General features: G+C 72.8%; 17 protein-coding genes and 1 riboswitch. Of the genes, 8 read left to right on the forward strand and 9 right to left on the reverse strand.

Going from position 1 to position 18,730, the window contains the following annotated elements:
• Positions 1-202: 202 nt before the first annotated feature.
• Both AB0P17_RS19305 and AB0P17_RS19310 read right to left on the reverse strand, forming a co-directional pair.
• Complete coding sequence (locus tag AB0P17_RS19305; protein ID WP_365812498.1) at positions 203-937, reverse strand: enhanced serine sensitivity protein SseB; 735 nt, start codon at positions 935-937, stop codon at positions 203-205.
• A 90-nt stretch (positions 938-1,027) separates the two neighbouring features.
• Positions 1,028-1,747 carry an AAA family ATPase gene (locus tag AB0P17_RS19310; protein ID WP_365812450.1) on the reverse strand — a complete coding sequence of 240 codons (720 nt, stop codon included), beginning with the start codon at positions 1,745-1,747 and terminating at the stop codon, positions 1,028-1,030.
• Between the two features lie 219 nt (positions 1,748-1,966).
• A riboswitch (glycine riboswitch) is annotated at positions 1,967-2,064 on the forward strand.
• Positions 2,065-2,210: 146 nt separating this feature from the next.
• Between AB0P17_RS19310 and gcvT the strand changes: the two genes are divergently transcribed.
• From gcvT to AB0P17_RS19345, 7 genes are all read left to right on the forward strand, one after another.
• Positions 2,211-3,350 (forward strand): glycine cleavage system aminomethyltransferase GcvT, encoded by a 1,140-nt coding sequence (gene gcvT / locus AB0P17_RS19315; RefSeq protein WP_365812452.1) that lies wholly within the window; start codon positions 2,211-2,213, stop codon positions 3,348-3,350.
• A 102-nt stretch (positions 3,351-3,452) separates the two neighbouring features.
• Positions 3,453-3,830: a glycine cleavage system protein GcvH gene (gene gcvH / locus AB0P17_RS19320; RefSeq protein WP_365812455.1), complete on the forward strand. Its 378-nt coding sequence runs from the start codon at positions 3,453-3,455 to the stop codon at positions 3,828-3,830.
• Positions 3,831-3,893: 63 nt separating this feature from the next.
• Positions 3,894-5,162: a serine hydroxymethyltransferase gene (glyA, locus tag AB0P17_RS19325; protein ID WP_365812457.1), complete on the forward strand. Its 1,269-nt coding sequence runs from the start codon at positions 3,894-3,896 to the stop codon at positions 5,160-5,162.
• Between the two features lie 121 nt (positions 5,163-5,283).
• Positions 5,284-6,681: an L-serine ammonia-lyase gene (locus AB0P17_RS19330; protein ID WP_365812459.1), complete on the forward strand. Its 1,398-nt coding sequence runs from the start codon at positions 5,284-5,286 to the stop codon at positions 6,679-6,681.
• A gap of 258 nt (positions 6,682-6,939) precedes the next feature.
• The gene (locus AB0P17_RS19335) at positions 6,940-8,031 is read left to right on the forward strand and encodes an aminoglycoside phosphotransferase family protein (protein WP_365812499.1); all 1,092 of its coding nucleotides are present in this window, start codon (positions 6,940-6,942) and stop codon (positions 8,029-8,031) included.
• 180 nt (positions 8,032-8,211) lie between these two features.
• Positions 8,212-9,180 (forward strand): LysR family transcriptional regulator, encoded by a 969-nt coding sequence (locus AB0P17_RS19340; protein ID WP_365812462.1) that lies wholly within the window; start codon positions 8,212-8,214, stop codon positions 9,178-9,180.
• A 77-nt stretch (positions 9,181-9,257) separates the two neighbouring features.
• The gene (locus AB0P17_RS19345) at positions 9,258-10,448 is read left to right on the forward strand and encodes an alpha/beta hydrolase (RefSeq protein ID WP_365812463.1); all 1,191 of its coding nucleotides are present in this window, start codon (positions 9,258-9,260) and stop codon (positions 10,446-10,448) included.
• A gap of 13 nt (positions 10,449-10,461) precedes the next feature.
• On the opposite strand, the gene AB0P17_RS19350 is transcribed toward AB0P17_RS19345, so the two are convergent.
• A complete protein-coding gene (locus tag AB0P17_RS19350) occupies positions 10,462-11,433 on the reverse strand; it encodes a family 16 glycosylhydrolase (protein WP_365812465.1) in 972 nt (323 codons plus the stop codon).
• A 312-nt stretch (positions 11,434-11,745) separates the two neighbouring features.
• Here AB0P17_RS19350 and AB0P17_RS19355 point away from each other — a divergent pair, with 312 nt between their 5' ends.
• Positions 11,746-12,843, forward strand: a complete 1,098-nt coding sequence (locus tag AB0P17_RS19355; protein WP_365812467.1) for a L,D-transpeptidase — start codon at positions 11,746-11,748, stop codon at positions 12,841-12,843.
• Positions 12,844-12,870: 27 nt separating this feature from the next.
• Here the strand turns inward: AB0P17_RS19355 and AB0P17_RS19360 are convergent, their stop codons facing one another.
• From AB0P17_RS19360 to AB0P17_RS19385, 6 genes are all read right to left on the reverse strand, one after another.
• The gene (locus AB0P17_RS19360; protein WP_365812469.1) at positions 12,871-13,917 is read right to left on the reverse strand and encodes a CopD family protein; all 1,047 of its coding nucleotides are present in this window, start codon (positions 13,915-13,917) and stop codon (positions 12,871-12,873) included.
• 66 nt (positions 13,918-13,983) lie between these two features.
• Entirely contained in the window at positions 13,984-14,742 is a 759-nt protein-coding gene (locus AB0P17_RS19365) for a hypothetical protein (protein ID WP_365812471.1), read from the reverse strand.
• A gap of 79 nt (positions 14,743-14,821) precedes the next feature.
• Entirely contained in the window at positions 14,822-16,096 is a 1,275-nt protein-coding gene (locus AB0P17_RS19370) for a YncE family protein (RefSeq protein WP_365812473.1), read from the reverse strand.
• Positions 16,096-16,905 carry a polysaccharide deacetylase family protein gene (locus AB0P17_RS19375; RefSeq protein WP_365812475.1) on the reverse strand — a complete coding sequence of 270 codons (810 nt, stop codon included), beginning with the start codon at positions 16,903-16,905 and terminating at the stop codon, positions 16,096-16,098. Before AB0P17_RS19375 ends, AB0P17_RS19370 begins: the two co-directional genes overlap by 1 nt.
• 154 nt (positions 16,906-17,059) lie before the next feature.
• Positions 17,060-17,698, reverse strand: coding sequence for an ATP-binding protein (locus AB0P17_RS19380; RefSeq protein WP_365812477.1), 639 nt, complete (start codon positions 17,696-17,698; stop codon positions 17,060-17,062).
• Between the two features lie 136 nt (positions 17,699-17,834).
• On the reverse strand, positions 17,835-18,605 hold the full coding sequence (locus AB0P17_RS19385) for an enoyl-CoA hydratase-related protein (RefSeq protein WP_365812479.1): 771 nt from the start codon (positions 18,603-18,605) through the stop codon (positions 17,835-17,837).
• Between the last annotated feature and the right edge of the window lie 125 nt (positions 18,606-18,730).

The following is an 18,730-nucleotide window of genomic DNA, read 5'->3' on the forward strand; positions in this document are numbered from 1 at the left end:
CGCCCGCCGCGCGGGCGGTACGCCGGTCCAGCCATCAAACCAGCTTAGGCGGCTGGCCTGACACCGACTTGACGGCGGGTGCGCGTGCCGCGTAGGCGGGGCGGTGCGGGGCGCCTGGTTCCGGCCGCGTGCGCCGTGGCCGGAGCGGAGACGTGCCCGCGACTACGGCTCATACCCGCCCCGGCCGGTCGTACCCTTCCGGTCACGCGCGCTCGTAGAAGGGCCGGACCTTCGCCAGCAGCCACTCGCCGACCGGGTCCTGCGTCAGGTCCAGCAGCAGGAGGTTGACCGGCCAGGCCACCGGAACCCGGCCCAGGGCGCGGCCGAGCGCGTCCATCGGCGCGTTGCGGTCGGCGGCCTCCCAGGAGGAGAGCTGGACGCCGATGAAGAGCACCGGCGGCTCGCCCTCGACGCTGGCGAGCGCGCGCCGGGCGGTGGCCACGGTGCCCACCGCGCCGAACTCGGCCGCGGCGGCGGAGAGGAAGTCGACCGGGTCCTCCTGCCAGTCCGGCTCGAAGAGCCTGACCCGGCCCCCGCTGGCCGGCCCGTCGAGCGGGGTACGTCCCGCCCGGCACAGCTCGGCGACGGCGAGCGGCGGCAGCGGCGCACCGACCGCACCACCGGGGTTGACCGCGATGCCGAGCTGCGGCGGCAGCCCGCGGGCGAAGTCACGGGCCGGCGCGACGGTGAACGCCATGTGCTCGCCGACGCACTGGAGGAACTGCTGGTGCGAGCTGAACACCGGGACGTACGGTGCGCCGTCGATCTCGACCGTCGGCAGATCGAGCGAGGGACTGTCGGGGCCGCCCCCGTTGGGCAGCGGTACCCAGATCTCGCTGCGGCCGAGCACCTCGACCAGCCGCCCGCCCGCCGCGTCGTTGCCGAGCGAGGCGGTGAGCACCTCTTCCAGCTCGTTCCCCGGCCATGCAGTGTTCACCACGTGTTACCCCTCCACCCAGTACGCCCGGCGCCCGGTCCGCCCGGGACCTGCCGCGGCACCCAGCACCCTAATAGAGCGTGGCGCGGGTCACTCCGTTCCCGGCGCGGAGCCCAGGACCGGTCCGTCTAAGAACGCGATCCGCTCCAGACCGCCCGCCGCGTCCCGGTCGAGCAGCACCACCGAGGCGCACCCCTCCGGGAGCCGGCCCGCCGCCACCGCCGCGAGCAGCCGGCGGACCGCGCCGCGGTGGCGCGCGAAGGCGTACCCCGAGACGCCCCGGCCGCGCTCCCGCTGGCCCGCGCGGGCGGTCTCCGGCGGCACGTCCAGCACGAGCAGATGCAGCCGGCGCCCGCGTCTGACGGCCTCCCGGGCGAGCCAGCGCCGTACCCATGTCTGCGTACCGCAGTCGTGCACGACGGGGCTCGCGCCCGAGCGCAGCACACGCCGCAGCCCCGCGTAGTGCGCCGTCCGTACCAGGGGGCGGTAGACGGCGTAGGGCAGTACGGACGGCATCCGCCGCGCCCAGCGGTCCCGCGCGTCCTGGGAGTCGATGCCGCCGCCCCCGGCGGCCCGCCGGATCAGCGTGGACTTGCCGCTGCCGGGCAGCCCGGAGACGACCACCAGGTCCCCGGCGCCGAAGACCAGCCCCTCGGGCCCCCGGCCCGGCCCCAGCCCCCGCAGGTCGCGCACGGCGGGCCCGGCGGGCGGGGGCACCACCCCCACGGGTCCCTCACCGAGCGCGCCCGCCCCCTGCTGTACGGGCACGCCCGCGGTCGTGGCACACGCGCCGGACCCCTGCGAGATCATCGCCGTCCCCCTGTCAGCTCAGTCCGTGCCGGCCCGGTCGGTCCGGTCGGCCCGGCCGGTGGCCGCCCCGTCCGGCCTGCCCATGTCTCTTGCCCATGAAGTGTAAAGACTTGGTAATGTCCCGCAAGCCTCTCACCTGTACCGGAGATGTGCCGACCGGCCGCGCCGTGTCGCCGCGCCCCGTGCGATGATGTGCCCGCCAACTCCATACCGGCCGTTTGAATCCGCGCGGGAGAGTCCCGGTCGCCCTGTGCGCCGGGCGCCGAAGGAGCAAGATCCTCCCTTGAATCTCTCAGGCCCCGTACCGCGCGGACGAGGCAGATCTGAAAAGCGGGCCGTGTCGTCACGGCCCCACCCAAGGTGCAAGTCATGACCTCAGTACGCGGGGTCGTGATGAACCTCTCAGGTTCCGATGACAGATGGGGAGGATCGTCCTCGTAGTCATGCCCTGGGAGCCACACCGATGAGCCATGTCCCCCCGAGCAGCACCCCCCGCCGTACCGCCCTCGACGCCACGCACCGCGCGCTGGGCGCGACCATGACCGACTTCGCGGGCTGGGACATGCCGCTGCGCTACGGCAGTGAGCGCGACGAGCACACCGCGGTCCGTACCCGCGCCGGGCTCTTCGACCTCTCCCACATGGGCGAGATCACCGTCACGGGGCCGGACGCAGGGCGTCTCCTCGACCACGCGCTCGTCGGCAACATCGGCGCCGTGGCCGTGGGCCGCGCCCGGTACACGATGATCTGCCAGGAGGACGGCGGGATTCTGGACGACCTGATCGTCTACCGCCTCGGCGAGGACACGTACATGGTCGTCGCCAACGCCTCCAACGCCGGGACGGTCCTGGACGCGCTCACCGCCCGCGCCGCCGGGTTCGACGCCGCCGTACGGGACGACCGGGACGCGTACGCCCTGCTGGCCGTCCAGGGCCCGGAGTCGCCCGGCATCCTGAAGACGCTGACCGACGCCGACCTGGACGGGCTCAAGTACTACGCGGGCCTGCCCGGCACCGTCGCCGGGGTCCCCGCCCTGATCGCGCGGACCGGCTACACCGGCGAGGACGGCTTCGAGCTCTTCGTCGAGCCGCGCCACGCCGAGCGGCTGTGGCAGGCGCTCACCGAGGCCGGCGCGGGCGTGGGCCTGGTGCCCTGCGGGCTCTCCTGCCGCGACACCCTCCGGCTGGAGGCGGGCATGCCGCTCTACGGGAACGAGCTGTCCACCGCCCTGACCCCGTTCGACGCGGGCCTCGGCCGCGTCGTGAAGTTCGACAAGACCTCGAACGGCGGCGCCTTCGTCGGCCGCGAGGCGCTGGCGGCGGCCGCCGAGCGCGCCGCGGCCGCCCCGCCGCGCAAGCTGGTCGGCCTGATCGCCGAGGGCCGCCGCGTCCCGCGCGCCGGGTACCCGGTGGTCGCCGACGGCGCCGTCGTGGGCGAGGTCACCTCGGGCGCCCCGTCGCCGACCCTGGGCCGGCCCATCGCGATGGCGTACGTGGACGCCGCGCACGCCGCGCCCGGTACGGCCGGGGTCGGCGTGGACATCCGCGGCTCCCACGAGCCGTACGAGGTCGTGGCGCTGCCGTTCTACAAGCGCCAGAAGTGATCAGGCGCCGGAAGTGATACGGACGCCCTCCGCGCCCGTCCCGTCTCGGTCCGCAAGACAGCGGTTCCGCACCACACCCTCGCGTACAGGAGAATTCAGGTCATGAGCAACCCCCAGCAGCTTCGCTACAGCAAGGAGCACGAGTGGCTGACGGCCGCCGAGGACGGCGTGTCGACGGTCGGTATCACGGAGTACGCGGCCAACGCCCTCGGCGATGTCGTGTACGCCCAGCTTCCCGAGGTCGGTGACACGGTGACCGCGGGCGAGACCTGCGGAGAGCTGGAGTCCACCAAGTCCGTCAGCGATCTGTACGCCCCGGTGACCGGCGAGGTCACCGAGACGAACCAGGACGTCGTCGACGACCCCTCACTGGTGAACTCCGCGCCCTTCGAGGGCGGCTGGCTGTTCAAGGTACGCGTCACGGAGGAGCCGGAGGACCTGCTCACCGCCGAGGAATACACGACGTTCTCCGGCAACTGACCTCGGGCTGACGTGACGCAGCTCACCCGGACGACCCCGCACCAAGACACCCCAGGGACCGTGATGTCTTCGAAGTCGCTTCTGAACGCCTCACTCCACGAGCTGGACCCCGACGTCGCCGCCGCTGTCGACGCCGAACTCCACCGCCAGCAGTCCACCCTCGAAATGATCGCCTCGGAGAACTTCGCGCCGGTCGCGGTCATGGAGGCCCAGGGCTCCGTCCTGACCAACAAGTACGCCGAGGGCTACCCCGGCCGCCGCTACTACGGCGGCTGCGAGCACGTCGACGTGGTCGAGCAGATCGCCATCGACCGGGTGAAGGCGCTCTTCGGCGCCGAGCACGCGAACGTACAGCCGCACTCGGGTGCCCAGGCGAACGCGGCCGCGATGTTCGCGCTGCTCTCCCCCGGCGACACGATCATGGGTCTGAACCTCGCCCACGGCGGGCACCTCACCCACGGCATGAAGATCAACTTCTCCGGCAAGCTGTACAACGTCGTCGCGTACCACGTCGACGGCGAAACCGGCCAGATCGACATGGCCGAGGTCGAGCGGCTCGCCAAGGAGTCCCGCCCGAAGCTGATCGTGGCCGGCTGGTCCGCGTACCCCCGTCAGCTCGACTTCGCGGCCTTCCGCCGGATCGCGGACGAGGTCGGCGCGTACCTGATGGTCGACATGGCGCACTTCGCCGGTCTGGTCGCCGCGGGGCTGCACCCCAACCCGGTGCCGCACGCGCACGTCGTCACCACCACCACACACAAGACCCTCGGCGGCCCGCGCGGTGGCGTGATCCTCTCCACCAAGGAACTGGCGAAGAAGATCAACTCCGCGGTCTTCCCCGGCCAGCAGGGCGGCCCGCTGGAGCATGTCATCGCGGGCAAGGCGGTCTCCTTCAAGGTGGCGGCCACGGACGAGTTCAAGGAGCGCCAGCAGCGCACCCTGGACGGCGCCCGGATCCTCGCCGAGCGCCTGGGCCGGCCGGACGTGGCGGAGGCGGGCGTCTCCGTGCTCTCCGGCGGTACGGACGTCCACCTGGTCCTGGTCGACCTGCGCGAGTCCGAGCTGGACGGCCAGCAGGCCGAGGACCGGCTCCACGAGGTCGGCATCACGGTCAACCGCAACGCCGTCCCGAACGACCCGCGCCCCCCGATGGTCACCTCGGGCCTGCGGATCGGCACGCCGGCGCTGGCCACCCGCGGCTTCACGGCCGAGGACTTCACCGAGGTCGCGGACATCATCGCGGCGGCGCTGAAGCCGGAGTTCGACCGTGAGGCGCTGGCCGCCCGGGTCACCGCGCTGGCCGGGAAGCACCCCCTCTACCCGGGCCTGTAACGACTGCTGTGCGGGGCACCGCGCACATCGTGCCCACCACCCGCGGGCCGGTGCGGTGCGGTGCCCCCGCCCCCGTACGGCGGCCTTCCGCCGTACGACCGCCTTGTAAGGAGTCACCACCGTGGCCATCTCGGTCTTCGACCTGTTCTCGGTCGGTATCGGCCCCTCCAGTTCCCACACGGTCGGCCCGATGCGCGCGGCGGGCCTGTTCGCGCGCCGCCTGAAGAACGAGGGTCTGCTCGCCCACACCGCGTCCGTACGGTGCGAGCTGTACGGCTCGCTCGGCGCGACCGGGCACGGCCACGGCACCCCGAAGGCCGTACTCCTCGGCCTGGAGGGCGACTCGCCGCGCACGGTCGACGTGGAGAGCGCCGACGAGCAGGTGGCACGGATCCGCGCGGCCGGCCGGCTCAGTCTGCTCGGCGTGCACGAGATCGCCTTCGACGCCGACCGGGACCTGGTGCTGCACCGCCGCAAGGCCCTGCCGTTCCACGCCAACGGCATGACGGTCGCCGCGTACGACGCCGAGGGCGCGCCGCTGCTGGAGAAGACGTACTACTCGGTGGGCGGCGGCTTCGTCGTCGACGAGTCCGTGCTCGACGAGGGCGCGCCCGGCGAGGACCGCATCAAGCCGGACGACACCGTGCTGAAGTACCCCTTCCGCACCGGCGACGAGCTGCTGCGGCTCTCCGCCGACACGGGGCTGTCCATCTCCGCGCTGATGCTGGAGAACGAGAAGGCGTGGCGCACGGAGGACGAGATCCGCGCCGGGCTGCTGGAGATCTGGCGGGTCATGCAGGCGTGCGTCTCCCGGGGCATGTCCCGGGAGGGCATCCTCCCCGGCGGCCTCAAGGTCCGCCGCCGCGCGGCCCACTCGGCGCGCCAGCTGCGCGCCGAGGGCGACCAGCAGGCCCACGCGATGGAGTGGATCACGCTGTACGCGATGGCCGTGAACGAGGAGAACGCGGCAGGCGGCCGCGTCGTCACGGCCCCGACCAACGGCGCGGCGGGCATCATCCCGGCCGTCCTGCACTACTACATGAACTTCGCGGCGGGCGGCGCGACGGCGGAGGAGAAGGACGAGAACGTGGTCCGTTTCCTCCTCGCGGCCGGCGCGATCGGCATGCTCTTCAAGGAGAACGCCTCCATCTCCGGCGCCGAGGTCGGCTGCCAGGGCGAGGTCGGCTCGGCCTGCTCCATGGCGGCGGGCGCCCTCGCCGAGGTGCTGGGCGGCTCCGCGGAACAGGTCGAGAACGCCGCCGAGATCGGCATGGAGCACAACCTGGGCCTGACCTGTGACCCGGTCGGCGGCCTGGTCCAGATCCCGTGCATCGAGCGCAACGGCATGGCGGCGGTGAAGGCGGTCACGGCGGCGAAGATGGCGCTGCGCGGGGACGGCAGCCACAAGGTCTCCCTGGACAAGGTCATCAAGACGATGAAGGAGACCGGCGCGGACATGTCGGTCAAGTACAAGGAGACGGCCCGGGGCGGACTCGCGGTGAACATCATCGAGTGCTGAGGATCCCGGCGCCGGACCGGTGAACCGGCCACCGGGGAAACTAAATTCTGCGCAACTCTCCTCCCCTCAGGCACACTTGACCCTTGGAAGCGCTCCCGGATACTTTCGGCACGCCCGGCTCGCGCACACGCGTCCGCACCCCCTGTGGGGGCAGTTCGGAGGGGTCATGAGGACAGCCATGGACGTACCCTCCGGGTTATCACCCTGCCCGCCCGCAGGACGCGGTCCGCGCGACGGAAAGGCAGATACGTGAACAATATGCACAATCTGCACAAACGGCGCCCCGGAAAGCAGCAGTTCCACCGGATGCTCGCGGCGGCGGGCGTCGATCCCGGCCTGGTGCGCTCGCGCACCGAGCTGGAGGACGCGACCTTCAACACGGTCTACCGCGTCCGCCTGAGCGAGGACGCGCCGGGGTACAGCGGTCTCGTACTCAAGATCGCGCCCGATCCGGCGATGCCGACGCTGAGCTACGAGCGCGGCATCATGCGGACCGAGGGCCTGTTCTACGCCGCCGCGGCGGGCCGGGCGCCGGTGCCCGAGGTGGTGTACGCGGACTTCTCCCGCGAGCTGATCGACACCGACTTCCTGGTGCTGACCGACCTGCCCGGCGCCAACTGGTCCGCCGCGCGGGAGCGGATCGGGGACGACGAGCGGGCGGGACTCCGCGGCGAGCTGGGCGGGCTGGTGGCGGCGCTGCACGAGGTGACGGGCCCGGCGTTCGGCTACCCGCAGACCGCGCAGCTCCCGGAGGCCGCGCGGGTCCTCCGGACCGCCGGGGCGCCGGGGGCCGCTTCCGTCGCCTCACCGCCCGGTTGGCGCGCCGCGTTCCTCGCCATGGTGGACACGGTCCTGGCCGACGCGGCCACGTTCGGCGCGCCGCTGCCGGAGCCCGCCGAGCGGATCCGGGAGACGGTGCACGCCGCGGCGGATCCGCTCGACGCCGTGACCACGCCGGTCCTGGTCCACTTCGACCTCTGGGACGGCAACATCCTGGTCGACCGGGCCGCCCCGGACGAGCCGCACCGGATCAGCGGCCTGATCGACGGCGAACGCGCCTTCTGGGGCGACCCGTTGGCGGAGCTGGTCTCGCTGGCCCTCTTCGAGGACATCGAGCGCGACGGGGCGTTCCTCGACGGATACCGGTCGGCCGGCGGCCGGGTCGACTTCGACGCCGAGACCCGGCGGCGGCTCGGCCTCTATCGCTGCTACCTCTATCTGATCATGCTGGTCGAGGTGGTGCCGAGAGGTTTCTCCGGCCCGGAGCAGGAGGCCAGGGACCGCCATGTGAGCGGGCTGCTGCGCGCCGAGCTGGCGGCCCTGGGCAGGGCCGGGGCGGCCGGCCCCTGATTGCGGAGCCTGACCGGGCTGTCGCCCGAGTGGTCCGCGAGGGGAGGTAGGGCACCTCCGGTGCACGGTTCGGGCAACCGTGCGTTGACGCGGGACAGCAAAGCGAGCCCCGCGTACCGGATCAAACAACCATTTCACCCCCGTGCCACAACCATCGGTTGTGCTGTTAGCTTGGCGGTCATGGATCTCACCGCCGTACGCACCTTTGTCGTCGCCGCGGACGCGGGCCAGTTCCAGGAAGCCGCGGGCAGCCTGTCGATCACGCAGCAGGCCGTGTCCAAGCGCGTCGCCGCGCTGGAGAAACAGCTCGGCGTACGGCTCTTCACCCGGGCGCCGCGCGGGGCCCGGCTCACGATCGACGGGCAGGCGTTCCTGCCGCACGCCCGCGCGCTGCTGCGGGCCGAGGAGCGGGCCGCCGCCTCCGTACGGCCGGGGTGCCGCCCGCTGCGCGTCGACGTGATCGGCCGGCGGCTCTCCACGGCGGGGCTGCTGCGCGACTTCCACCGCGCGCATCCCGGGACCGATCTCGACGTCATGACGGTTTTCAGCGCCGAGGAGGCGTTCGCCGCGGTACGCGACGGCACGATCGACGCGACGTTCCGCGCCGTCACCCTGCCCGGACTGCCGCTTCCCGAAGGGGTCGAGGCGGCCCCGGTCCTCGACGAGCCGCTCCAGCTCGTCACCGGGCCGGCCCATCCGTACGCCGCCGCCGACGCGGTCACCCCCGCCCAGCTCGCGGGCCGGCGGATCTGGATGCCCGGCAACCGGTCGGGAACGGAGTGGGCCGCCTACTACGACGAGCTCGCCGCCGCGTTCGGGCTCACCGTCGACGCCATCGGCCCCGACTTCGGCGTCGAGGCGCTGCTGGACACGATCGCGGACTCCGCGACGCTGGGGACCTTCCTGAGCGAGCGCACCCCCCTCGTCTGGCCCGCCGGCCACGATCTTCGGCGCATCCCCCTGCGCGATCCGGCCCCGGTCTACCCGCACTGCCTGGTCTGGCGCACCGACAATCCGCACCCGGCCCTCACCGCACTCCGCGACCACCTCACCGCCGCCGCGCGCCCCCACCTCACCGCGCCGGAGATCTGGACCCCGGCATGGGCCCTGCGCGCCGCGGGGCCGGGACGCCCGCAGCAGGGCAACTGACCCCGCGGACGCCCCGGTCACCCCGACTTCCCCCGGATTACGGCAACTTCGCCCATGCCCCGGTCGTCTCTAACGGTATGACGAAGAGAACCCGCGCCTACGCCCTCTCCGCCGCCCTGATCCTCGCCCTCGCCGCCCCGGGCCTCTCGGCGCTCTCCGCCGGAACGGCCGCCGCGGCCCCCGCACCCGGCGCCGAGGCCGTCTCCCCGGCCGCGGCCGGTGCCGAACTGCCCCGCCCCACCGGCCCGTACGGGGTCGGCCGGGACACCCTGCGCCTGGTGGACCGGGACCGCGCCGATCCGTGGGTGCCGGAGTCGGGGCCGCGCCGGCTGCTGGTGTCGATGTACTACCCGGCCGCGCCGGGCACCGGCCGACCGGCGCCGTATCTGACGGCCGACGAGGCCCGTGCCTTCCTAATGAACAACGGTGTCCCCGGCTCTCTCGCCGAGCCGATGAGCGCGACGCGCGTGCACTCCCGTCTGGACGTGCGGGCGCTGCCGGGGCGCTATCCGCTCGTCGTGCTCTCGCCCGGCTTCTCCCTCTCCCGGCTCACCCTCTCGCTCCTCGCGGAGGACCTGACCAGCCGCGGCTACGTCGTCGCGCTGGTGGACCACGCGTACGAGAGCTTCGGTACGAGCTGGCCCGACGGCTCCTTCACCTCCTGCGTCGCATGCGAGGTACGCGGCGAGGAGGGGAAGCCGGCCGTGGCCGACGTACGCTCCGCCGACGTCTCCTTCCTGCTGGACCGGCTGGCCGGCGCGCGGCCCGCGTGGGAGCGCGCCCGGCTGATCGACCGTTCCCGGATCGGCATGGCGGGGCACTCCATCGGCGGCGACTCCGCCGAGCAGACCATGTCCGACGACCCACGCGTCCTGGCCGGGGTCAACATGGACGGCAGCTTCCACCGGAAGGCGCCCGGCGCCGGGCTCACCGGGCGCCCGTTCCTGCTGCTGGGCACGGACAGCCTGCACCGCCCCGGCGGCGGGGACGCGAGCTGGGACACCACCTGGGAGCGGCCGGACGGCTGGAAGCGCTGGCTGACGGTGGCCGGTTCGGCGCACGTCACCTCGTTCACGGATGTCTCGGCGGTGATCGACCAGCTCGGCATGGAGGACCCCACGGGGGCCACCCTCCCGCCGGAACGGGCGAACGCGATCGTCCGGGAGTACCTCGCCGCCTTCTTCGACCGCCATCTGCGCCACGTACCGCGTCCGCTGCTGGACGGGGAGTCCGCCGCCTACCCGGAGGTGACCTTCCACCGTCCGTGAACCGGTACGCCGGTCACACGGTGCGGTTGCGGCCCACGTAGACGTTCCGCGCCCGGTAGAAGGTGTCGCCGCCCGGCCCCGAGGAGCCCGAGGAGCCCTCCATCTGGAGGTTGACGATCAGCCAGAGCGGTTTGCCGACGAACCCGGCCCCCCGGTGGGCGGCCTTCCAGGTGCCGTCGAGGTAGTAGTGGATGTCCACGTCCGTGGCGCTCACCTTGGTGATCCAGGCGCGGTACGTGTGCCAGGAGCCGGGCGAGGAGACGCCGACGATCGTGGTCGACACGTCCGAGGAGGTGCGGAAGGTGTTGAACCAGTTGTTGGTGTTCCCCTTGAACTCCAGGATGTCGCTCTCCGGCGGCCAGCTGTTGACCCCGGTCAGCCAGAACGCCGGCCAGGTGCCCGCCCCGCTCGGGGCCTGGAACTCGCCCTTGACCTCGTAGTCGGGGAACTGGTCGGTCACCACGATCTGGTTCTTCGCGTGCACCGCGCCCGAGTGGTAGCGGATCGGCAGGTGCGGCGTCGAGCTGCTCGTGCCCTCGTCCCAGGTGATCCGGGTCGCCTGGAGGGTGAGCACGCCGGAGTTGAGATAGATGTGGTTGTGGTCGGTGGAACTGCCGTACATCCGGGCGCTGCCGTTGTGGTCACTTCCCCAGGGGTACCGGTAGTTCCACTCCGCCTCGAAGGCGGCGTAGCTGCCGAAGGACCCGTTGATCACGTCCTCCCACGCGGCCGCCGCCCGCGCCGGGCGTGCCGTGCCGGGCGTGCCGGGCGCGGCGGCGGCCCGCGCCGTACGGGGCAGTGCGGCGCCCAGCGCCATCGCCCCGCCGAGCGCCGCGGCCCCGCCGAGGAAGCCCCTGCGGGCGGCGTGGCCCTCGCGCCCGCGGCCGCCGTCTCTGCTGTCTCTGCTGTCTCTGCTGTCACTGCTGTCACTGCTGTCACTGCCATCGTTGCCGTGCGACTCGCTCCGTGCCGGTACGTCCCGCATGACGACTCCCAAGATGGGACAGAAAGCATCAGGACTCCACACATTCCCAAGGGGATCATCAGGCGTCAACGGGTGCGGCAGGCTCCCCCCTCCCCGGTGACGGCGGCGACCGGGATGACGGTGTGATCACCCGTCATGGCGTAGGGACGGCCGACCATTCGGGGGAACGTCGGGGCGTAGAAGGCGTCGGATTCGTTCTCCGTCCCGACCGACCCGTTCCCATGTCCTTTGTCCGGCCCGCGTGCTGTACGCCGATCTCACGCATGCCGCAAGTCCACCGCACCATCCGGAACACCAGCGAGGGGGGACACGATGACCCCGGGAGCCGACATCAAGACCGATCACACCGCCCGCGCCCGCGCCTGTGCCCGTGGGCCCGCCTCTGCCCCATTCCCTGCCTCTGTCCCTGCCCCGTTCCCTGCCCCGTTCCCCGCGTCCGCGCGTGACCGCGTCCGTCCCCGCGTCCCGTACGCCTGGGGAGCCGCGGCCCTGTGCGCCGCCTTCGCGCTGACGGGCTGTTCGCTGCTGGGCGCCGGAGGCTCCGGCGCGTCCGAGGACGACAAGGCCGTGCCCGCCACCGAGGCCGCCACCGTCCGCCCCGCGGCGCGCCCGGCGGCGCCCGTGCCCGCCGTGCTGGAGGGCGTCCACGTCAACGTCGAGGAGGGAGCCGTGGTCGGCGTCGGGATGCCGGTGTCGCTCACCTTCGAGCAGCCCGTGCCCGCCGCCGAACGGGCCGCCGTCGAACGGGCCCTGACCGTCACCAGCAGGCCGCCCGTGACCGGCGCCTGGAGCTGGGTGAAGGACCGCCACCTCGACGACGGCCAGCGCCTCGACTACCGCCCCCGCACCTACTGGACCCCCGGCACGAAGGTCACCCTCCACGCGGGCCCGCGCCCCGGATCCGGCTCCGGCCCGGCGGGCACGCTGAACCGGCGCTTCTCCGTCGGCCGGTCCCTCGTCGCCACCGTCGACGTGCCCGGCCACTTCATGACGGTCGTGAAGGGCGGGGTCGCCACCCGGATCCCCATCACGGCCGGGGCCCCCGGCATGGAGACCTGGAACGGCGTCATGGTCGTCTCGGACAAGGAGCGCCGGGTGCTGATGGACTCCAGCACCGTCGGCTTCGGCGACGCGTACAAGGGCTACTACAACTACGCCGTCCATCTGACGTCCTCCGGCACCTACCTCCACGAGAACCCGCTGGCCGACGTCCACGCGGGGCGCGAGAACATCACGCACGGCTGCGTCGGTCTCCCCACGGACGGCACGGCGCGGCGCTTCTTCGAGGAGGTCATCCCCGGGGACGTCGTACAGGTCACGGGGACGCCGGAGACGGTCGATCCGGGCAACGGTTACGGGGACTGGAACATCCCCTGGAGCCGGTGGCTGGCGGGCAGCGCCCTGCGGTGACCCGGGCGTCCGGCGGCCGGGTCCCGGTCAGCGGGTACTGACCCAGTGCGGGTCCGGGACCACCGTCAGGACCGCCGAGACCAGTACGACCAGGGCCAGTACGGCCAGTTCGGCGCGGGCGGGGCGGGTGGGGTCGCCACCCCCGCCCAGCCGGCGCCGGGCCGCCAGCGCCAGCGCGCACACCACGGCCACCAGGACGAGCTTGGCGATCAGCACCCGGCCGTACGCCGTCGTGAGGACGACGTCGGCGGGAAGCCTGCGCAGGGCCGAGACCGTGCCGGTGGCGGCGAGCGCGGCGAGCAGCCGGCCCGCGTGCCGGGCGTACCGGACGAGCAGGTCCCCCGCCCCGCCCGGGACGCCGCGGCGGAGCCACATCGCCCGCAGCACGTACAGCAGCCCGCCGGTCCAGAGCGACGCCGCGGTGAGATGGACGACGGTGAGCGCGGCGCCCAGCAGCGGGGTGTACGGCTCCGGGTGGGCCCGCAGCGCCTCCGCGCCGACGACGGCGGCGAGCGGGACGAGGGCGAGGGCCGGGCGGGTCAGGGTGGCGCAGCCGGCGGCCAGCAGGAAGCCGTTGGCCATGACGAGCAGGAGGCGGCCGTCGGCGGTGCCGTACACCGTGGTGAGGTCGAGCCCGCTGACCCGGGCCAGCAGCACGATCTGCCCGGCCGAGGCGGCGGCCCCGGCGAGCGACGCGGCGACGGCCCAGCGGCGCGGCTCGGAGAACGCCACGGGGGCGGTCAGGGGTCCCGTCGAGGAGGCAGTCCCGACGGCGGTACCGGGGGCGGTACGGAGTGGTCCGGAGCGGGCGGTTCCGGAGCGGGCGAGCCGGCCGCCCGCGAGTTCGCCGAGGTGCACGGCGAGCGCGGCGAAGACAACCGCGCGCAGCACCGTGGTGGCGCCCGCGCCGGGTATGCGCAGTTCCCCCGTGCCCCGGGCGGCGGCGCTCGCGCCCAGCAGTACGAGGAGCAGCGCCGCCAGCGCCCCGCCCGCGACGAGAGCCGCGGTGGTCGGCCTGGCTCTGCGGCCGGAACCGTGGGCGGTGGCGTCGACGGACGGACCAGGAAATATCACCTGCTCATCATCTCTACGGATCGCGCGGGGCGGCAACGCGACCATAAGCATCCCGAAGCCGATGTGTCAGCCGCGCCAGGGCTTGTAGTGCGGGTTGTCCTGGCACTGCGCCATGATCTCGGTCTTCTTCGCCAGGTCCACCGGGCAGGCGCCGACGACGCGTTCCCGGGCGACGCCGCCGGGGAAGGCGACCTGGTCGCTCCCCTCGGGCTGCCGGGGGGCGCCGAGGGTCCGGTCGACGTCGACGCCGCCGGGCGCGTCGATGTAGTAGTTGTAGACGGGCTTGTCCCCCACCGTGGACTTGTAGAGGTCGTGGTCGTAGCCGGCCGAGACGTACGGCGAGCCCTGCCCGGCCGCGGTGTGGCGGCTCAGGTCGTACCGGCCGTCCACCGGCGCGTCGGGGTGGAGGCCCTGTTCGAAGACGAGTTGCGGCGCCCGGTCGTCGGCGCGGTAGAGCTGCCGGCAGTCGGTACGCCAGTACGGCGTCGGGGTGATCCGCGCGACCTCGACCCGGTGGTCCACCGCGGCGAACATCTTGTCCTCGACGAGCGGACACCGGTCGGGGGCCGGGGCGGGCTCGGCCTCCGGGGCCGCCGGTGCGCCTGGTGTACCCGGGGCGGGCGGTGCGGTCGGTGCGGGCGGCGTGGGCTGCGCCGCCGCGGGCGGGGCCGGGGCCGGCGGGGCGGGTTCGGCGGGTTTCACGGTGGCCGAGGGGGACGGTTCCGGTCCTGACACGGCCCCCGTGGCCGAGGCGACGGGGACGAACACGGCGGCGACGGAGAGGGCGACGGCCGCCGCCCGCCGCCGCAGGCGAGAAGTGGTCATGGGGAGCACCCTCCACGCTCCGCGGCGGCGGGCCGTGGACCGTCACCCGGATTGGGGCGTGTTGCCGGGCGTGTTGCGGTCAGCGGAAGACGCCCGTGTGCCCGAGCGAGTAGCGGCCCGGCTGCGGGTAGACCGCGAGACCGTGCGGTCCGCCGCCGACCGGGATCCGGGCCAGCTCCTTGCCGCTGGTGGTGTCGATCGCGTACACCTCCGCGTTGTAGCGCCCCGACAGCCAGAGGACCTTGCCGTCCGACGAGACACCGCCCATGTCGGGGCTGCCGCCGCCGGGCAGGTGCCACTTCTTCGTCAGCTTGTCCTGCTTGAAGTCGAAGACGGAGATGGAGCCCTCGCCCCGGTTGGAGACGTACATCTCGCGGGAGTTCCGGCTCACGTAGAGACCGTGCGTGCCCTTGCCGGTGGGCAGGAGCTTCGGGGTGGAGAACTTCTTCCCGTCCAGCACCCACATGCCGTCGGCCATCATGTCCGCGATGTAGAACGTGCCGCCGTCCGGCGAGATCTTCACGTCCTGGGGCATCGCCCCCTCGAAGGGCAGGGTCTGCTGGCCGACGACCTTCATCTTCGCGGTGTCGACCTTCAGGAGTTCGCCGGAGAACTCGCAGGAGACGATGAAGTACCGGCCGTCCGCCGAGAAGTCCGCGTGGTTGACGCCCGCGCAGGTGACCGGCTCCGTCTTGACCACCTTCATGGTGTGCGGATCGCGGAAGACGAGTTCCCGGTCGAGGGAGGCCATGACGACGGCGTACTTGCCGTCGGGCGTGAAGTAGAGGTTGTACGGGTCGTGCACGTCGACCGGTTCGCCGGCCTTGCCGGTGGCGGGGTCGATCGGGGTGAGGGTGTGGCCGCGGTTGTTGTTGACCCAGAGGGTCTTGAGGTCCCAGGACGGCACGACGTGCTGCGGCTGCCGGCCGACCGGGATCGTCTCGATGACCTCGTACGTCGCCGGGTCGATGACGGAGACCGTGTCCGAGTTGGTGTTGGGCACGTACACCCGCGAGGGGAAGCCCCGTACGACGGGCGAGAGCATGCCGGGACGGTCGGCGGCGTAGATGTCCTTGGGGTCCTGCACCGGGGGCATGCCCGGCAGACCGGCGGGCACAGACCGCACCGGGGCGGCCGGGCGCGTGGCCTTGGTGGCGGTGGCCCCCGTACGGACCGGCTCGCCGGAGTCACCGCACCCCGCGAGCACGGCGGCGAGGGAGAAGGCCGCGGCGGCGGCCGCGAGACGCCTCGAACAGCGTGCGGCACGGGGTGAGTTGAGGCGGGAGCCGGGGCGGTCGGAGCGGCAGGCGGGGCGCGGGGCGCGGCGGCGGGCGCGGGAAGGAGTTCGGTGCATCAGGTCAGCAGCTCCGTGGTCGTCACCGCGCGCAGGCCGCGGCGTTCCAGTGCGTCGAGGAGGGCGGGCAGCGCGGCCACCGTGTCCGCGTAGCCGAAGTGCAGGCTCACCACGGAGCCGTCGCGGATCTCTCCGGTGACGGTGCGGACGACGGCCGCGGCGCCGGGCGAGGTGAAGTCGAGGGAGTCGACGTCGTACGAGAGGACGTGCGGGTAGCCGGCCCGCCGGGCCAGCCGCTGGACGAGCGGGGTGGCGTGCTGGGTGCGGGACGGCCGGAACCAGGTGCCGATGGAGCCGGTGAGCCGGCGCAGCCGCCGGGCGCAGCCGGTGATCTCCGCGTACGCCTCCGCCTCGTCCATGGCGGAGATGTCGGTGTGGTGCAGTGTGTGGTTGCCGAGGTCGTGGCCGCCGTCGAGGATCCGGCGGGCGAGGGCGGGCTGTTCGTCGAGCCAGGTGCCGACCGCGAGGACGGTGACCCGGGCCCCGGCGCGTTCCGCCTGGGCGAGCAGGGCGGTGGCGGTGGCGGGGTCGCCCTGGCCGTGGAAGGTGAGGGCGACGCGGGGGCGGTCGCGGGGGCCGTGCTCGATCTCGGCGGGCTGCCCGGGGAAGCGCCGGGGCGCGGGGGCGCTCCGCGTGGCGGAACGTGCCGTGCCGGGGCTGGGGCCCGAGGCTCCCGGGCTGTTGCCGGGTGCGGCCGCTGACGGCTTTACAGAAGTGGGGGTTGTGTCGGAGCAGCTGGTGGCGAGGGCGCCCGTGACGGCAGCGCCGGCTGCTGCGCGCAGTGCACTGCGGCGGTCGATCGGGATCACGACCCCATTTAAGGCGTAAATGGCATGAAATCTGATGATTGACCCGCTGGGCGCCCCTCGCGGGTGTCGTGGGGCGGCGCGACGTGCGATCGACGTCATGACGCGCCAAGAGGCGCGGCGGAGTGCCGTGAGATGTCGCGGGGTGTCGCGGTGGCTACGGAATCTGGCGGTCCGCGACCCGCATCTCGAACCAGGTGGTCTTGCCGCGCGGCAGCAGGTCCACGCCCCACCGGTCGGAGAGCCGGTCGACCAGGAAGAGCCCGCGCCCGCTGGTGTCCAGCTCACGCACCGGCATCAGGCACGGCAGGCCGCGCGAGGGATCGCGCACCTCGATCCTGATCCAGCCGCGGCGGCGCAGCATCCGTAACCCGAAGACGCGGGCACCGGTGTGGCGGACGGCGTTGCCGACCAGTTCGGAGACGAGCAGGACCGCGTACTCGGCGGTCCCCGGCGAGAGCTGCCACTGACGCAGCACCACGGTGTGGGTGATCCGGCGGGCGGCGGCGGCGGATTCGGGGCGGGACGGCAGCCGCACTTCCGCCTCCGTCGGATTGCCGAACAATTCCAGCGCTTTGAGCGCCTGTTCGTCGTCGACGGAGGGTATCCACCGCTCGGCGGCGGCGTGTCCGCGCTGCCGCGGCTGCTCCGTACCCTCCAGGCCCGCCATGCCCCCATCATGGCCGCACGGCGCTCCCACCGTGGCCGTTCCCTGGTATTCGGCCCCCCGGAACGAGGCATTCCGGGGGGCGTGATCGGCATATGCCCTTGGCAGAAATTGAGCTTGAGCACCCATCCCGACCTGCGATGACGAGAACCGATTGAAAGATCACCAAATGTGATCGCGCAGGCATCCTTAAGCCCGCCTTAAGGTTCCGCCGAGCGATGCACGGGGTTGACGTAGCGGCCACGCATGTCCAACAGGGCGGTTCTCAGAGGAACTTCGCCTTGCCCGGCCCCTCCTCCACGAAGGAGCGCATGCCGCGCTCGCGGTCCTCGGTGGCGAACAGGCTCGCGAACCACGTCCGTTCGACGGCGAGTCCGGTCTCCAGGTCCGTTTCGAGACCCGCGTCGACCGACTCCTTCGCGGCGCGCAGCGCGAGCGCCGGCCCCTGCGCGAGCTTCGCCGCCCAGGCGTGCGCCTGCTCGTACACCTCGGCCGCCGGGACCACCCGGTCGACCAGTCCGATGGCCAGCGCCTCGTCCGCCCGCACCTGACGGCCGGTGAAGATCAGGTCCTTGGCGCGGGACGGGCCGATCAGCCGCGCGAGCCGCTGGGTGCCGCCCGCGCCCGGGATCAGCCCCAGCAGGATCTCGGGCTGGCCGAGCTTGGCGTTGTCCCCTGCGATGCGGTAGTCCGCGCAGAGGGCCAGCTCGCAGCCGCCGCCCAGCGCGTACCCGGTGACGGCCGCGACGACCGGCTTGGGGATCCTGGCCACGGCCGTGAACGACTCCTGGAGCGCCCGGGAGCGCCCGATCATCGCCGCGTGGTCCATCGCCCGCATCTCCTTGATGTCGGCGCCGGCCGCGAAGACCTTCTCGCCGCCGTAGAGGATCACGGAGCGTACGTCGTCCCGCGCGCCCGCCTCCACGGCCAGTTCGCGCAGCCGGTCCTGGAGGGCGGTGTCGAGCGCGTTCATCGGAGGGCGGTCGAGCCGGATCGTACCGACGCCGCCGGAGACCTCAAGATTCACAAATGCCATACGCACGAGGTTAAGAGGTCGGGCGGAGAAGTGGGGCGGCGTCGCGTGCCGATGGGCGGCGCCCGGCGGCGTTGACGGTGGAGCCGGAGGACCCGACGCTCCCGCGTCGCCTCCCTCCTCCGCCT

Source organism: Streptomyces sp. NPDC088124, from assembly GCF_040685895.1.
Taxonomy (GTDB): Bacteria; Actinomycetota; Actinomycetes; order Streptomycetales; family Streptomycetaceae; genus Streptomyces.

Coding starts and splice junctions, on each gene's coding strand:
- AB0P17_RS19340 (WP_365812462.1), top strand. CDS start 8,212: ATGGATCTCACCGCCGTACGCACCTTTGTCGTCGCCGCGGACGCGGGC.
- AB0P17_RS19355 (WP_365812467.1), top strand. CDS start 11,746: ATGACCCCGGGAGCCGACATCAAGACCGATCACACCGCCCGCGCCCGC.
- AB0P17_RS19385 (WP_365812479.1), bottom strand. CDS start 18,605: ATGGCATTTGTGAATCTTGAGGTCTCCGGCGGCGTCGGTACGATCCGG.
- gcvT (WP_365812452.1), top strand. CDS start 2,211: ATGAGCCATGTCCCCCCGAGCAGCACCCCCCGCCGTACCGCCCTCGAC.
- AB0P17_RS19335 (WP_365812499.1), top strand. CDS start 6,940: ATGCACAATCTGCACAAACGGCGCCCCGGAAAGCAGCAGTTCCACCGG.
- AB0P17_RS19370 (WP_365812473.1), bottom strand. CDS start 16,096: ATGCACCGAACTCCTTCCCGCGCCCGCCGCCGCGCCCCGCGCCCCGCC.
- gcvH (WP_365812455.1), top strand. CDS start 3,453: ATGAGCAACCCCCAGCAGCTTCGCTACAGCAAGGAGCACGAGTGGCTG.
- AB0P17_RS19380 (WP_365812477.1), bottom strand. CDS start 17,698: ATGGGTGCTCAAGCTCAATTTCTGCCAAGGGCATATGCCGATCACGCC.
- glyA (WP_365812457.1), top strand. CDS start 3,894: ATGTCTTCGAAGTCGCTTCTGAACGCCTCACTCCACGAGCTGGACCCC.
- AB0P17_RS19310 (WP_365812450.1), bottom strand. CDS start 1,747: ATGATCTCGCAGGGGTCCGGCGCGTGTGCCACGACCGCGGGCGTGCCC.
- AB0P17_RS19365 (WP_365812471.1), bottom strand. CDS start 14,742: ATGACCACTTCTCGCCTGCGGCGGCGGGCGGCGGCCGTCGCCCTCTCC.
- AB0P17_RS19345 (WP_365812463.1), top strand. CDS start 9,258: ATGACGAAGAGAACCCGCGCCTACGCCCTCTCCGCCGCCCTGATCCTC.
- AB0P17_RS19350 (WP_365812465.1), bottom strand. CDS start 11,433: ATGCGGGACGTACCGGCACGGAGCGAGTCGCACGGCAACGATGGCAGT.